This is a genomic window from Streptomyces sp. NPDC056479, assembly GCF_042795335.1.
Classification (GTDB): domain Bacteria; phylum Actinomycetota; class Actinomycetes; order Streptomycetales; family Streptomycetaceae; genus Streptomyces.
In genome coordinates this window covers 259,763-273,909 of sequence record NZ_JBHTRZ010000003.1, presented here as the reverse complement: position 1 = coordinate 273,909, position 14,147 = coordinate 259,763, and the positions used below count along the sequence as shown (strand labels likewise).

Here is a 14,147-nt window from a genome sequence, read left to right as displayed (position 1 = left end):
ACCATCAATTGAGAACCTCGATGGCGAGCAACCACATCCGCGAGAGCGGCGCCGGTTCAGGCGCAAAGAGGGGAGCCCCTGCCTTGCAGGCAGCCGTTACTGTCACGCCCGCCCGTATACCCGACCTGCTTCTCGGCCTCGCCACCGTGCGGCCGGTCTTCATCTGGGGCGCCCCCGGCATCGGAAAGTCCTCCCTCGTCAGGAACTTCGCCGAGTCGCTGGGCCTGGAGTGCGTGAGTCTGCTCGGCACCCAGCTCGCGCCGGAGGACCTGATCGGCGTGCCGCAGATCCGGGACGGGCGCTCGGTGTTCTGCCCGCCGGAGGCGATCGCCCGCGACGAGCCGTACTGCCTGTTCCTGGACGAGCTCAACGCTGCCACGCCGGATGTGCAGAAGGCGTTCTACTCGCTGATCCTGGACCGCCGGATCGGCAACTACGAGCTGCCCAAGGGTTCCATCGTCATCGGCGCCGGGAACCGGGCCACCGACAACGCGCTCGCCCGGCCCATCGCCTCCGCCCTCGTCAACCGCCTCACCCACGTCCATCTGGAGGCGTCCGCCACGGACTGGCTGACCTGGGCCGCGAGCAACGGCATCCACCCGTGGATCCTGGACCACCTCACCGACCGGCCCGACCACCTGTGGTCCAAGCCGCCGAAGACCGAGGAGCCGTTCTCCACACCCCGCTCCTGGCACATGCTGTCCGACGCGCTGCACTCCTTCGGCCGGGACCTCGACGAGGAGACGCTGAAGGTCGTCGCGCACGGCACGCTGACGCCGACGCATGCCACCGCGTTCTGCGGCTACGTCAAGATCGTGCGCAGCCAGTACGGCATCGAGGCCATCGTCAAGGGCGACGCCCGCTGGCCGCACCGCATGCAGGACCGCGACCTGCTCTACTACCTCGCCGAGTCCTTCCGTGGCCGTCTCATCAAGGAGCTGCCGGTCAGCAAGGACCACATGTCCGCGACCGGCCGCCAGACCGCGTACCGCGCGAAGTCGCTGCTGGTGCAGCTCGCCGAGATCTCCGTCGAGGTCGCCCAGAGCGTCATCGCCTCCGATGCCGACGGCAACCCGGTGCTGCCGTCCTGGTTCCTGGTGGAGGCCGCGCGGGACATGCCCCGGCTGGTGGAGGCGCGGCGATGAGCCGCACTTCCGACAAGGGCAAGGGGAAGAAGAAGCGGGACCTCGCGGCGGAGGCGTTCGCCGAGGGCATGCGGCTGGTGCGGGCCAACCCCGCGCTCGCCGCCGTCGAGTTCGATGTCTGCCGACAGGAGAAGTGCGAACGGGCACCCCGCGACGGACTCGTCCTCGTCGACTCCCAGGGCGATTTGCACGTTCACCCCGACCTCCGCCACGCTCGAACTGACTCGCGCGGGGGCACCCCCACCGCCGAACCCGCCACCTGGGCCTGGGCCATCGCGCACGCCGTCCTGCACCTGGGCTTCGGCCACGTCCCTTCCCGGAAGGGCACGCCCGTACAGCCCGACCGCGCCGAACTCGCCGCCCGCTGCGTCGTCGTCAACCGCTTCCTGCTCACCTTCCCGGTCGGCACGGCCCCCGACCACCTGCCCCTGACCTACCCGGACGGCGACGAGGAACAGCTCGCCGCCCACTGGCGGCGCGACGGCGTCCCGGCCGCGTACGAGCGCTGCGGCACCGCGGGGGCGGAGCCCGACCTGCTGCTCGTGGAGTGGATGGGCTGGCTCGGCTCGCCCCCGGACCATCAGCTGGCTTTCGCGACCGCGCTGACCCGGACCGTGTCCACCGCGATGGACATGGCGGGCGGCCGGCGCGACTCCATGCTCGGCGAACCGGTCAAGAAGCGGCCCTGGCAGTGGGCCCTTGAATGGTTCATCACCTCCTACCCGCTGCTCGGCGGCATCGCGGCCGGCATCAAGCTGGTCGCCGACGCCGAACTGGCCCGCGCCCACGGCATCGCCGTCGCCGCCGTCAACACCGAGGCCGGCGAGATCTACATCAACCCGCTGCGTCACTTCGAGGCCGAGGAATGGCGGTTCATCCTCGCCCACGAGATGCTGCACGCCGCCCTGCGCCACGGTGACCGCTGCGGTCCACGCGACCCCTATCTGTTCAACGTCGCCTGCGACTACGTCATCAACGGCTGGCTGCGCGAGATGCAGGTCGGGGAGATGCCCCAGGGACTGCTGTACGACGCCCAGTTCACCGGCCTGTCCGCCGAGGAGGTCTACGACCGGATCACCGGCGACCTGCGCCGGATGCGCCGGCTGGCCACCCTGCGCGGCAAGGGCGTCGGTGACGTACTGGGTGCCCCGCTCGGCCCGCCCGGCGACTGTGTCGACCTCGACGAGTTCTACCGCCGGGGCCTCAGCCAGGGCCTCGACCTGCACCAGCAGCAGGAGCGCGGCTTCCTGCCCGGCGACCTGGTCCAGGAGATCCGCGCGCTCAGCCATCCGCCGCTGCCCTGGGACGCCCGACTGGCCCGCTGGTTCGACGAGTTCGTGCCGCGTCCGGAACCGGTGCGGACGTACGCACGTCCCGCGCGCCGCCAGGCGTCGACGCCCGACATTCCGCGCGCCGGCCGCTACTTCCCGCCCGAGGAGATCGCCCGCTGCACCTTCGGCGTGGTCCTGGACACCTCCGGCTCCATGGGCGCCGGCATGCTCGGCAAGGCGCTCGGCGCGATCGCCTCGTACGCCGAGGCGCGGGACGTACCGGCAGCGCGGGTGGTGTTCTGCGACGCGGGTCCGTACGACGCCGGGTATGTGCCGGTGACGGACATCGCGGGGCGGGTGCGGGTGCGCGGCCGTGGCGGTACGGTCCTGCAGCCCGGGATCGACCTGCTGCAGCGCGCGGACGACTTCCCGCCGGGCGCGCCCGTGCTCGTCATCACGGACGGCTGGTGCGACGTTCTGCGGGTGCGGCGCGAGCACGCGTATCTGATTCCCCCGGGCCGTCGTCTGCCGTTCACCCCGCGTGGGCCGGTCTTCCGGGTGAGTTGAGCCGGAGTGTGATCGGATGGAGGCACGGACCCCAGCAAACGGGCCCCCACGCGAAAGGAAGAACCGTGGCTACCACGCGCTCCGCACACACCGTCTGGGAAGGCAACCTGCTCGAGGGCAACGGTGTCGTCAACTTCGACTCTTCCGGTGCCATCGCCGCGCAGCCGGTCACGTGGGCCTCGCGCTCCCAGGACGCGAACGGCAAGACCAGCCCGGAGGAGCTGATCGCCGCCGCGCACTCCAGCTGCTTCTCCATGGCGCTCTCGCACGCCCTGAACGGCGCCGGCACCCCGCCCACCAAGCTCGTCACCTCGGCCGACGTGAATTTCCAGCCGGGTGAGGGGATCACCGGGATTCACCTCACGGTGGAGGGGACGGTTCCCGGTATCGACAGCGACGCGTTTGTCGCTGCCGCGGAGGACGCCAAGAAGAACTGTCCGGTCAGTCAGGCGCTGACGGGCACGACGATCACGCTGTCGGCGAAGTTGGCCTAGCGGGTCGCCTACGGGGGTGCCGCGGTTCGGTCGTCCGGCGTCCGCGGCGCCGCGGCGGCCGGTCGCGCACACGCGGCGGAGCCGCATATCGATACAGCCCCGCGCCCCTCGGGGGGCGGCCCTTCGGGCCGGCCCCCCGAACCCTGAGCGAGCGCTCAGGGCCGTTTGGTGCCCGTCCCCTCGGTCACCCGTCCCATTGACAAGAGCCCACTCAAGTTTTGTGCTGTAGTTCAAGAGGTGCCCTGGCGGAAGGGGACAACGATGGCACGCGCGGTCGGGATCGATCTCGGGACCACGAACTCGGTGGTCGCCGTCCTGGAGGGCGGCGAACCCACTGTCGTCGCCAATGCGGAGGGGGCCAGGACCACCCCGTCGGTCGTGGCCTTCGCCAAGAACGGCGAGGTGCTCGTGGGGGAGGTGGCCAAACGGCAGGCGGTGACGAACGTGGACCGCACCGCCCGCTCCGTGAAGCGGTACATGGGCGATGGGAACTGGCGGTTTCCCGACCAGGGCGACATCGACGGCACCCGCTACCGGGCACAGGAGCTGTCCGCCCGGGTCCTGCAGAAGCTGAAGCGGGACGCCGAGTCCTATCTCGGCGAGGACGTCACCGACGCGGTGATCACCGTCCCCGCCTACTTCGACGACGCCCAGCGGCAGGCCACCAAGGAGGCCGGCGAGATCGCGGGCCTGAAGGTCCTCAGGATCATCAACGAACCCACGGCCGCCGCCCTCGCCTACGGTCTGGACCGGGGCGAGGAGCAGACGGTGCTCGTCTTCGACCTGGGCGGCGGCACCTTCGACGTCTCGCTGCTGGAGATCGGTGACGGTGTCATCGAGGTCAAGGCCACCAACGGCGACACACACCTGGGCGGCGACGACTGGGACCAGCGGATCGTCGAGTACCTGGTGAAGAAGTTCAAGGGGCAGAACGGCATCGACCTCGGCAACGACAAGATGGCGCTGCAGAGGCTGCGCGAGGGCGCCGAGAAGGCCAAGATCGAGCTGTCCAGCTCCTCCGAGACGACGATCAACCTGCCTTACATCACCGCCTCCGCCGAGGGCCCCCTCCACCTCGACGAGAAGCTGACCCGCGCCCAGTTCCAGGAGCTCACCGCCGACCTCCTCGACCGCTGCAAGACCCCCTTCCACCAGGCCGTCAAGGACGCCGGCATCAAGCTCTCCGCGGTCGACCACGTCATCCTCGTCGGCGGCTCCACCCGGATGCCCGCCGTCACCGACCTGGTGAAGGAACTCACCGGCAAGGACCCGCACAAGGGCGTCAACCCCGACGAGGTCGTGGCCGTGGGCGCGGCCCTCCAGGCCGGCGTCATCCGCGGCGACGTCAAGGACGTCCTGCTGCTCGACGTCACACCGCTGTCCCTCGGCATCGAGACCAAGGGCGGCATCATGACCAAGCTCATCGAACGCAACACGACGATCCCCACCCGGCGTTCGGAGATCTTCACTACGGCCGCCGACAATCAGCCCTCGGTCGGCATCCAGGTCTACCAGGGCGAACGCGAGATCGCAGCGTACAACAAGAAGCTGGGCGTCTTCGACCTGACCGGTCTGCCCCCGGCACCGCGCGGCGTCCCGCAGATCGAGGTCGCCTTTGACATCGACGCCAACGGGATCATGCACGTCTCCGCGAAGGACCTGGCGACCGGCCGCGAGCAGAAGATGACGGTGACGGGCGGCTCGGCCCTGCCGAAGGACGACATCGACCGCATGATGCGGGAGGCCGAGCAGTACGCCGAGGAGGACCACAAGCGCCGCGAGGCGGCGGAGACCCGCAACCAGGCCGAGCAGCTCGTCTACCAGACCGAGAAGTTCGTCCGCGACAACGAGGACAAGGTCCCGGCGGACACCAGGGCCGAGGTCGAGTCGGCGATCACGGACCTCAAGCAGCAGCTCGAGCAGAACGCCGAGACGAACGCCCTGCGCACCGGCATCGAGAAACTCGCCACCGTCAGCCAGCAGATGGGCCAGGCCATGTACGCCCAGTCCCAGCAGGCACCGTCGGACGGCTCGGCAGAGTCAGGCACCGGCACTGAGCAGGGCGCGGCACAGGACGACGACGTGGTCGACGCCGAGATCGTCGACGACGAGAAGGACCAGAGGGACCAGAAGGGCGGGGCGGCCTAGGAGTCAGCCTTCTCCCAGCCGCGCCTCTCCGGCCGCGGCCCCAGCTGCTCGGGGTCGCGGCTGCGGTACACCAGGTACGGCCGGAACAGGTACTGCACCGGCGCGCTGAACATGTGCACCAGCCGGGTGTACGGCACCAGCGCGATCAGCGCCATGCCGACCACCGCGTGGATCTGGTACAGCACCGGCACGCCCGCCATCCGGTCGAGGTCGGGCTGGAGGGTGAACAGGCTGCGGGCCCACGGGGCGATGGACTGGCGGTAGTTGTAGCCGTCGCCGGAGGCGTGCGTCAGCTTGGCGGCCATGCCGAGCACGATCGCGCCGAGCAGTACGACGTACATGACCTTGTCGTTGGCCGTGGTCGCCCGGAACACCGGTGCGCTGGTGCGGCGGCGGTAGACCAGCAGGACGATCCCGGCGACCGTCAGCACCCCGGCCGCCGTACCGCCGTAGAGGGAGAACAGGTGGTACGTGTGCTCGCCGACGCCGAGCGAGTCCGTCCAGGACTCCGGGACGAACAGGCCCACCAGATGGCCGACCAGCACGAACAGGATGCCGTAGTGGAAGGCGGGCGAGGCGATGTTCAGCAGCCTCGACTCGTAGACCTGGGAGGAGCGTGTGGTCCAGCCGAAGCGGTCGTAGCGGTGGCGCCAGACCAGGCCGGCGACGAGCAGGGCGAAGGTGACATAGGGCAGGACGCCCCAGAGCAGTGTGGTCATGGGCGCATCCCCGGGTGTGCGGTCGGCAGTGCGGCGCACACGGCGTCCAGGACGGACGCGTACGGTGTGCCGAAATCGGTGAGCCGGGAGCGCAGCTGCTCCAGGCAGTCCCGGTGGTCCAGCAGGAGATCGGTGTCGCCGGTGCGGGCCGCGAACTCCAGTACCGCGGGGAGGAAGTCGGGCAGCTCCTCGCCGGAGAACTCCAGGCCGTGGGCGCGGTAGACGTCCTTGAAGCGGAGCAGCGACATCCCGCGCCGCCGGGTGTCCCCGTCGCGCCACCAGGTCAGATACAGGCAGTGGCGGTTCTTGAGGTCGAAGACCTCGACATAGTGCGCGGCCAGTTCCTCCGGTGGCGTGAGCGCCGCGTGGTCGGTGAACTCCCGTAGCTGCGGGGCCGCTTCACGCAGCAGGGGCAGCCGGGCGCGGAAGTCGTCGTCGGGGTAGGTCAGGCAGAGCGCGGCCGCCTGGTAGAGGACCTCGAAGGACGGCATCAGGCCTCCTCGGGGTCGACGTCGGCGGTGTCGTCGGAGGTCTGCCGTCCGCGCAGGGCGTGGAAGTTCTGCACCGACACCAGCGGCAGCAGCTTGCGGCCGGAGTCCTGGCCGAAGGGTCCGTCCCCGCCCATTCCGGGCCCGCCGTCGTAGTCGAGGCTGCACCCCTGCGGGAGCGCCGACTCCTCAAGACGGCGGGCATCCGCGACGGCCGCCGTCGGAATCACGTACCGGTCCTCGTACTTGGCGATCGCCAGCAGCCGGTACATGGCCTCGATCTCCCCGGCCGCCATGCCCACCGCGGCCGGCACCGAGGGATCCGGCTCTTCCCCGAGGTTGATCGCCCGCATGTGGGAGCGCATCGCGGCGAGCTTCTCGAGCGAGGAGCGGACCGGGCCGATCGCCCCTGCCGTGAACATCTCCGCCAGGTACTCCAGCGGGATGCGCAGGCTGTCGATCGCACCGAACAGGTTCCCCGCGTCCTCGCCGTCGTGCCCGGTCTCCGCCAGCACGTCCACCACCGGGGAGAGCGGCGGGATGTACCAGACCATCGGCATCGTCCGGTACTCCGGGTGCAGCGGCAGCGCGACCCGGTACTTGCTGATCAGCGCGTGCACGGGGGAGCGGCGAGCCGCCTCCAGCCAGTCGTAGGGGATCCCCGCGGCCTGGCACACCCGCCGCACCTCGGGGTCCTCGGGGTCGAGGAAGATGCCCAACTGCGCCTCGTACAGGTCCCGTTCGCGCGGGACGGAGGCCGCGGCCGTCACCCGGTCGGCGTCGTACAGCACCACCCCGAGGTAGCGCAGCCGCCCCACGCACGTCTCCGAGCAGACCGTCGGCAGACCCACCTCGACGCGCGGATAGCACATCGTGCACTTCTCGGCCTTGCCGGTGGCGTGGTTGAAGTACACCTTCTTGTACGGGCATCCCGTCACGCACATCCGCCAGCCCCGGCACCGGTCCTGGTCGACCAGGACGATGCCGTCCTCCGCCCGCTTGTACATCGCCCCCGACGGGCACGACGCCACACAGGACGGGTTGAGGCAGTGCTCGCAGATGCGCGGCAGATAGAACATGAAGCTCTGCTCGAACTCGAACCGCACCTTGTCGGAGGCCTGCTCACGGGCCTGCTCGACCATCGGGTCGAGGTCGCCGTAGGCGGGGGCGCCGGCGAGGTTGTCGTCCCAGTTCGCCGACCACTCGATCTTCATCGGCTTGCCGTCGAGCTGGGAGACCGGCTGTGCCACCGGGTAGTCGTCGCCGAGCGGTGCGTCGGTGAGGTTCTTGTAGTCGTACGTCCAGGGCTCGTAGTAGTCCTTGATCTCCGGCAGTTCGGGGTTGGAGAAGATCCCGGCGAGTTTGCGCAGCCGCCCGCCCGCCTTCAGTTTCAGCGCGCCCCGCCGGTTCAGCTCCCAGCCGCCGCGCCAGCGTTCCTGGTCCTCGTAGCGGCGCGGATAGCCCTGGCCGGGGCGGGTCTCCACGTTGTTGAACCAGACGTACTCCATGCCGCGCCGGTTGGTCCACGCCTGCTTGCAGGTGACCGAGCAGGTGTGGCAGCCGATGCACTTGTCGAGGTTCATCACCATCGCGATCTGGGCCATCGGACGCATCAGTACTCGACCTCCTGGCTGCGACGGCGGATCACCGTCACCTCGTCACGCTGGTTGCCCGTCGGGCCCAGGTAGTTGAACGCCCAGGAGAGCTGGGCGTAGCCGCCGACGAGATGGGACGGCTTGAGGATCAGCCGGGTCAGCGAGTTGTGGATGCCGCCGCGCTTGCCGGTGGTCTCCGTCTTCGGGACGGCGACGGTGCGTTCCTGCGCGTGGTGCATGTAGACGGTGCCGTGCGGCATCCGGTGGGAGACCACCGTTCGGGCGACCACCACGCCGTTGCGGTTGACGGCCTCCACCCAGTCGTTGTCCACGACGCCGATCGCTTCCGCGTCCTGCGGCGACATCCAGATGTTCTGGCCGCCTCGGGAGAGGGCCAGCATGAACAGGTTGTCCTGGTACTCGGAGTGGATGGACCACTTGTTGTGCGGGGTGAGGAAGCGGACCGTCACCTCCCGCTGCCCGTCCGGGCCGAGCCGTGGTTCGCCGAACAGCCGGTTCATGTCCAGCGGCGGCCGGTAGACGGGGAGTGCCTCGCCCAGTTCGTGGATCCAGTCGTGGTCGAGGAAGAAGTGCTGGCGGCCGGTGAGGGTGTGCCAGGGCTTGAGGTGCTCGGTGTTGAGGGTGAAGGCGGTGTAGCGCCGTCCGCCGGACTCGCTGCCCGACCACTCCGGCGAGGTGATCACCGGCACGGGCGCGGCCTGGGTGTCCGCGTAGGTGATGCGCTTGCCCTCGTGCTCTGCGGCCAGGTGCGCCATCTTCTGCCCGGTGCGGGCCTCCAGCGTGCGAAAGCCCTGGGTGGCCAGGCGGCCGTTCGTGGTGCCGGAGAGGGCGAGGATGGTGTTCGCCGCCTTCACGGCCGTGTCCAGCAGGGGGCGCCCGTCGCCCGTCATGCCGTTCAGGTGCCGGAGGTCCTCGACCTCCTCGTCCGGCCTGAGCATGATGCCCTTGGCGGGCAGCCCGAGTTGCTCCGCCAGCGGACCCAGCGAGGCGAACTTGGCACCGATCGCCGTGTAGTCCCGCTCCACGACGGTCAGCTGCGGCATGGTCCTGCCGGGCACCGGATCGCACTCCCCGCGCCGCCAGTCCAGGACGGTCCCGCCCGGCTGGGCGATCTCGCCCGGGGTGTCGTGCTGGAGCGGGGTCGCCACCAGGTCCTTGCGTACGCCGAGATGGCCGACGGCCAGCTCACTGAGCCGCTCGGCCAGCGCCTTGAACGTGTCGAAGTCGGTGCGCGCCTGCCAGGGCGGATCCACGGCCGGGGTGAAGGAGTGGACGAAGGGGTGCATGTCCGTGCTGGACAGGTCGTGCTTCTCGTACCAGGTCGCGGCGGGCAGCACGACGTCCGACAGCAGTGTGGACGACGTCTGCCGGAAATCCAGCGACAGCAGCAGATCGAGCTTGCCCTCGGGCGCCTCGTCGTGCCAGGTCACCTCACGCGGCCGTACGTCCTCGGGAGCCTCCTCGGCCCGCAGCGAGGAGTGCGTGCCCAGCAGGTGCCGGGTGAAGTACTCGGCGCCCTTCGCCGACGAGCCCAGCAGATTGGCCCGCCACAGCGTCACTATGCGCGGCCAGTTCTCCGGTGCGTCCGGATCCTCGCAGGCGAACTTCAGGGTGCCGGTGCGCAGTTCGGCCACCACCCGCGACACCGGGTCGCCGAACACATCGCCCAGCTCCAGCGGATTGCGGTCGAAGGTCGGATACGACGGCATCCACCCCACACGCGCCGACAGCGCCAGACAGTCCGCGCCCGTCATCCCCCGGAACCGGCCCGAGCCAAGTGGCGAGGCGAGCACGTCGGCGCTGAACCGGTCGTAGCGCCACTGGTCGGTGTTGAGGAACCAGTACGCCGTGCCGATCATCTGGCGCGGCGGGCGCGACCAGTCCGACGCGGACGCGAGCGTCGCCCAGCCCGTCACCGGACGGCACTTCTCCTGGCCCACGTAGTGCGCCCAGCCGCCGCCGTTGCGGCCCTGGCAGCCGGTGAGCTGGAGAAGGGCGAGGAAGGCCCGGTAGATCGTCTCGGAGTGGAACCAGTGGTTGGTGCCGGCGCCCATCAGGATCATGCAGCGGCCCTTCGACCGCTCCGCCGTCCGGGCGAACTCCCGCGCGATCCGCACGCACTTGGCCGCCGGCACCGAGGTGTGCGTCTCCTGCCAGGCCGGGGTGCCGGGCGTGTCGGCGTCGTCGTACGACGTGGGCCAGCGGCCCGGCAGCCCGCGCCGGCCGACCCCGTACTGCGCCAGCAGCAGATCGAAGACCGTCGTCACCAGCGGCCCGTTCGTACCCCCGAGCTTCGTCGCCGGCACACCACGCCGTACGACGTCCCCGCGCCCCTGTCCGTGCGGCCCGCCCTCGGTGTCGAAGCGGGGCAGAAGCACCTCGACACCGGCGGCGACCGCACTGCCGTACAGGCTCAACTTCGGGCGTATCTCGCCCAGTTCGAGATTCCACCGGCCCTTGCCCGACTCGGTCCAGCGAAAGCCGAGGGAACCGTTCGGGGCGACGGCGCGGCCCGACACCTCGTCCAGCACGACCGTCTTCCACTGGGCGCCCTCGTCCTCCTGGCCCAGGTCCGAGGCACGCAGGAACTTCCCGGGGACGTGGCTGCCACCCCGCTCCTCCAGGGTGACCAGGAAGGGCAGGTCGGTGAACTGCCGTACGTAGTCGGCGAAGAACGGTGTCTCGCGGTCGACGAAGAACTCCTTGAGGACGACGTGCCCCATGGCCAGGGCCAGCGCGCCGTCCGTGCCCGGGTGCGGGTGCAGCCACTCGTCGGCGAACTTGGCGTTGTCGGCGTAGTCGGGGGCGACGACCACGACCTTCTGGCCCCGGTAGCGGGCCTCCGCCATCCAGTGCGCGTCGGGCGTGCGGGTCACCGGGACGTTCGAGCCCCACATCATCAGATACGCCGCGTCCCACCAGTCGCCCGACTCCGGTACGTCGGTCTGGTCGCCGAAGACCTGCGGGGAGGCGACGGGCAGGTCGGCGTACCAGTCGTAGAAGGAGAGCATCGGGGCGCCGATGAGGGAGTGGAAGCGGGCACCGGCCGCGTGCGACACCATCGACATCGCGGGGATGGGGGAGAAGCCGGCGATGCGGTCCGGGCCGTACGTCCTGATCGTGTGGACGTGGGCCGCCGCGACGATCTCGACCGCCTCGTCCCAACTCGCCCGCACCAGGCCGCCCTTGCCGCGGGCCCGCTGGTAGCGGCGGCGGCGTTCGGGGTCGTTCTGGACGTCCGCCCACGCCAGGACGGGGTCCTGGAGGCGTTCCTTCGCCTCGCGGTACATCTGGAGGAGCACCCCGCGGACGTACGGGTAGCGGACCCGGGTGGGGGAGTAGGTGTACCAGGAGAACGCGGCGCCCCGCGGGCAGCCGCGGGGCTCGTACTCGGGCCGGTCGGGGCCGACGCTCGGATAGTCGGTCTGCTGGGTCTCCCAGGTGATGATGCCGTCCTTGACGTACACCTTCCAGCGGCAGGAGCCCGTGCAGTTCACGCCGTGCGTCGAGTTCACGACCTTGTCGTGGCTCCACCGGTCCCGGTAGAACGCGTCCGCTTCCCGCCCGCCGGTCAGCGCGACGCTGTGCAGATCGGGCGCGGGCGTGCCGGGCCGGAAGTACCTGCCGGCCTTCAGCAGTGCCGCGCCCGGCTCGGCGGGCGGGCTGGGCGGTATCCGGGTGTCGGTCACAGGCGCTCCCTTGCTTGCCCCTAGGGCCTGGTCACGAACCTAGGGCGGGGCGGGGGAGCGCACCTGTTCACGGCGCCCGTACGGGTCAGACCTTGCGGGCGACCCCCGCGTACACGGGCACGATGCCCTCGGTCTGGGACGCCACATCCGCCGGCTCCGGGCGCCAGCCGTAGACCGGGATGATGCCGGGGCCGAGTAGTTCCAGGCCGTCGAAGAAGCGGGAGAACTCGGGGAGCGAGCGGGGGAAGAACGGGGTGCCGCTGCGCCGGAAGTGGTTGGCCGCCTTCTCGATGGCGTCCGGGCTGAGGTCCGGGGTGACCTGGGAGAGGATCAGATGGCTGCCGGGGGCCAGCGCGGCGACGTACCTCTCCAGCAGGCCGTACACGTCGTCGCCGGCGGGGTCGTCACTCAGATAGTGGGTCAGCGCGACCAGCGACAGCGCGACCGGCTCGGCGAAGTCCAGGGACTCGCCGGCCCGCCCCAGCAGGGCGTCGACGTCCCGCACGTCGGCGTGCACGTAGTCGGTGCCGCCCGCCGCGGAACCGTGCAGCAGGGCCTCCGCGTGCCGCAGCACGATCGGGTCGTTGTCCGCGTACACGACCTTGGCCTCGGGGGCGACGCCCTGCGCGACCTGGTGCAGATTGGGCTCGGTGGGGATGCCGGTGCCGATGTCCAGGAACTGGCGGATCCCGGCCTCGGCGACCGTGCGCACGGCCCGGTGCATGAACCGGCGGTTCGCGCGCGCCCCGCGCAGCACCGTGCCGTCCACGGCGAGGATCCTCCGGGCCAGCTCCTCGTCCACCGGGTAGTTGTCCTTGCCGCCCAGCCACCAGTCGTAGACCCGGGCCGGATGCGGCCGGCTGGTGTCGACGCGGGCGGGCACGGACTCGGATCCGGTCATGCGGGGTCTTCTCCTCGGGGTCGATTGCCTGGACGGTGCTCTGCCTCAGCAGTCCTCTGCCTCAGCAGTTCTCGCGGTACTCCCGCAGGATCTTCTTCGTGCGCCCGGCCGACGCGGCGGCCGTCGACATGTGGTCCAGGACCTCCAGATGCGCGGCGACCTCCTTGCGGGAGTCGAGATACAGGGCGCCGCTGAGGTACTCGGTGTAGACCATGTCGGGCAGTTCCGGCTCGGTGAACCGGAACAGTGTGAAGGGCGCGTACGTCCCCGGGTGCGGGCCGGAGGCGAACTCGGCGATCTGGAGCGTGACGCGGTCGCGCTCGGCGTACTCCAGCAGCTTGTCCACCTGGTCGCGCATCACCCGGCCGCCGCCGCTCACCGGGCGCCGCAGCACCGTCTCGTCCATGATCACCCACAGATGGGGCGGATCCGGGCGCTCCAGCAGCCGCTGCCGCTCCATGCGCAGGGACACATGCCGCTCGATCGTCTCCGGGCCGGTCTGACCGATCGTCCCGGCCCGCATGACGGCACGGGCGTACTCCTCGGTCTGGAGCAGTCCTGGCACGAAGTGCGGCTCGTAGGACCGCATGATCCCGGCGGCGCCCTCCAGGCTCACATACAGGCTGAACCAGTCCGGCAGCACGTCGTGGAACCGCTGCCACCAGCCCGGCTGGTTGGCCTCCTCGGCCAGCGAGACGAACGCCGCCGCCTCGTCCTCCGGTACGCCGTACGTCTCCAGCAGCACCTGTACGTACGGGATCTTCAGCGCGACTTCGGCCGTCTCCATCCGCCGTATCGTCGCCGCGGCGACGCGCAGGATCCGTGCGGCCTCTTCACGGCCCAGACCGGCTGTTTCCCGGAGCTCCTGCAAGCGTTTGCCGAGCACCACCTGGCCGACGGTGGGCGCGGGTCGCCGCTCACTCACGCCACGCCTCCCCTACGCGCCGAAAGTACGTCGAGCAGTGTGTCATGTTCCGGTTAACGGTGGGGGACCGGTGCTGCGTCCCTGGGGGCGTTGCCATTACCCCGCAGGTAATCGACCGTCCGCTCCGGACGCGAGACCGTGAGGTCACCGGATTCCGGGCCGGCGCACTCCGTTCCGGAATCCG

10 protein-coding genes are annotated in these 14,147 nt (G+C 70.2%); 4 read left to right on the top strand and 6 right to left on the bottom strand.

Annotated elements, in window-relative coordinates; all coding sequences use genetic code 11:
• The first annotated feature begins 83 nt into the window (after window positions 1–83).
• From ACFQ6S_RS12720 to dnaK, 4 genes are all read left to right on the top strand, one after another.
• Window positions 84–1,145 (top strand): ATP-binding protein, encoded by a 1,062-nt coding sequence (locus tag ACFQ6S_RS12720; RefSeq protein WP_383407153.1) that lies wholly within the window; start codon window positions 84–86, stop codon window positions 1,143–1,145.
• The gene (locus tag ACFQ6S_RS12715; RefSeq protein WP_383407150.1) at window positions 1,142–2,983 is read left to right on the top strand and encodes a hypothetical protein; all 1,842 of its coding nucleotides are present in this window, start codon (window positions 1,142–1,144) and stop codon (window positions 2,981–2,983) included. Before ACFQ6S_RS12720 ends, ACFQ6S_RS12715 begins: the two co-directional genes overlap by 4 nt.
• A 65-nt stretch (window positions 2,984–3,048) precedes the next feature.
• Entirely contained in the window at window positions 3,049–3,477 is a 429-nt protein-coding gene (locus ACFQ6S_RS12710; RefSeq protein WP_383407147.1) for an OsmC family protein, read from the top strand.
• 261 nt (window positions 3,478–3,738) lie between these two features.
• On the top strand, window positions 3,739–5,625 hold the full coding sequence (gene dnaK / locus ACFQ6S_RS12705; protein WP_383407144.1) for a molecular chaperone DnaK: 1,887 nt from the start codon (window positions 3,739–3,741) through the stop codon (window positions 5,623–5,625).
• Here the strand turns inward: dnaK and narI are convergent.
• The 6 genes from narI to ACFQ6S_RS12675 all read right to left on the bottom strand — a co-directional run bounded on the left by narI (window position 5,622) and on the right by ACFQ6S_RS12675 (window position 13,963).
• On the bottom strand, window positions 5,622–6,344 hold the full coding sequence (gene narI / locus ACFQ6S_RS12700; RefSeq protein ID WP_383407141.1) for a respiratory nitrate reductase subunit gamma: 723 nt from the start codon (window positions 6,342–6,344) through the stop codon (window positions 5,622–5,624). The genes dnaK and narI overlap by 4 nt on opposite strands.
• On the bottom strand, window positions 6,341–6,835 hold the full coding sequence (gene narJ / locus ACFQ6S_RS12695) for a nitrate reductase molybdenum cofactor assembly chaperone (RefSeq protein ID WP_383407138.1): 495 nt from the start codon (window positions 6,833–6,835) through the stop codon (window positions 6,341–6,343). Before narJ ends, narI begins: the two co-directional genes overlap by 4 nt.
• Window positions 6,835–8,445, bottom strand: coding sequence for a nitrate reductase subunit beta (gene narH / locus ACFQ6S_RS12690; RefSeq protein ID WP_383407135.1), 1,611 nt, complete (start codon window positions 8,443–8,445; stop codon window positions 6,835–6,837). Before narH ends, narJ begins: the two co-directional genes overlap by 1 nt.
• Window positions 8,445–12,137 carry a nitrate reductase subunit alpha gene (locus tag ACFQ6S_RS12685; protein WP_383407132.1) on the bottom strand — a complete coding sequence of 1,231 codons (3,693 nt, stop codon included), beginning with the start codon at window positions 12,135–12,137 and terminating at the stop codon, window positions 8,445–8,447. The genes narH and ACFQ6S_RS12685 overlap by 1 nt, the downstream gene beginning before the upstream one ends.
• An 85-nt stretch (window positions 12,138–12,222) precedes the next feature.
• On the bottom strand, window positions 12,223–13,038 hold the full coding sequence (locus ACFQ6S_RS12680) for an SAM-dependent methyltransferase (protein WP_383407130.1): 816 nt from the start codon (window positions 13,036–13,038) through the stop codon (window positions 12,223–12,225).
• Between the two features lie 61 nt (window positions 13,039–13,099).
• Complete coding sequence (locus tag ACFQ6S_RS12675; protein ID WP_383407127.1) at window positions 13,100–13,963, bottom strand: helix-turn-helix domain-containing protein; 864 nt, start codon at window positions 13,961–13,963, stop codon at window positions 13,100–13,102.
• Between the last annotated feature and the right edge of the window lie 184 nt (window positions 13,964–14,147).

Bases quoted from the DNA above. Each gene is read 5' to 3' on its own strand.
- ACFQ6S_RS12715 (WP_383407150.1), top strand. From the start codon at position 1,142: ATGAGCCGCACTTCCGACAAGGGCAAGGGGAAGAAGAAGCGGGACCTC.
- dnaK (WP_383407144.1), top strand. From the start codon at position 3,739: ATGGCACGCGCGGTCGGGATCGATCTCGGGACCACGAACTCGGTGGTC.
- narI (WP_383407141.1), bottom strand. From the start codon at position 6,344: ATGACCACACTGCTCTGGGGCGTCCTGCCCTATGTCACCTTCGCCCTG.
- narJ (WP_383407138.1), bottom strand. From the start codon at position 6,835: ATGCCGTCCTTCGAGGTCCTCTACCAGGCGGCCGCGCTCTGCCTGACC.
- narH (WP_383407135.1), bottom strand. From the start codon at position 8,445: ATGCGTCCGATGGCCCAGATCGCGATGGTGATGAACCTCGACAAGTGC.
- ACFQ6S_RS12680 (WP_383407130.1), bottom strand. From the start codon at position 13,038: ATGACCGGATCCGAGTCCGTGCCCGCCCGCGTCGACACCAGCCGGCCG.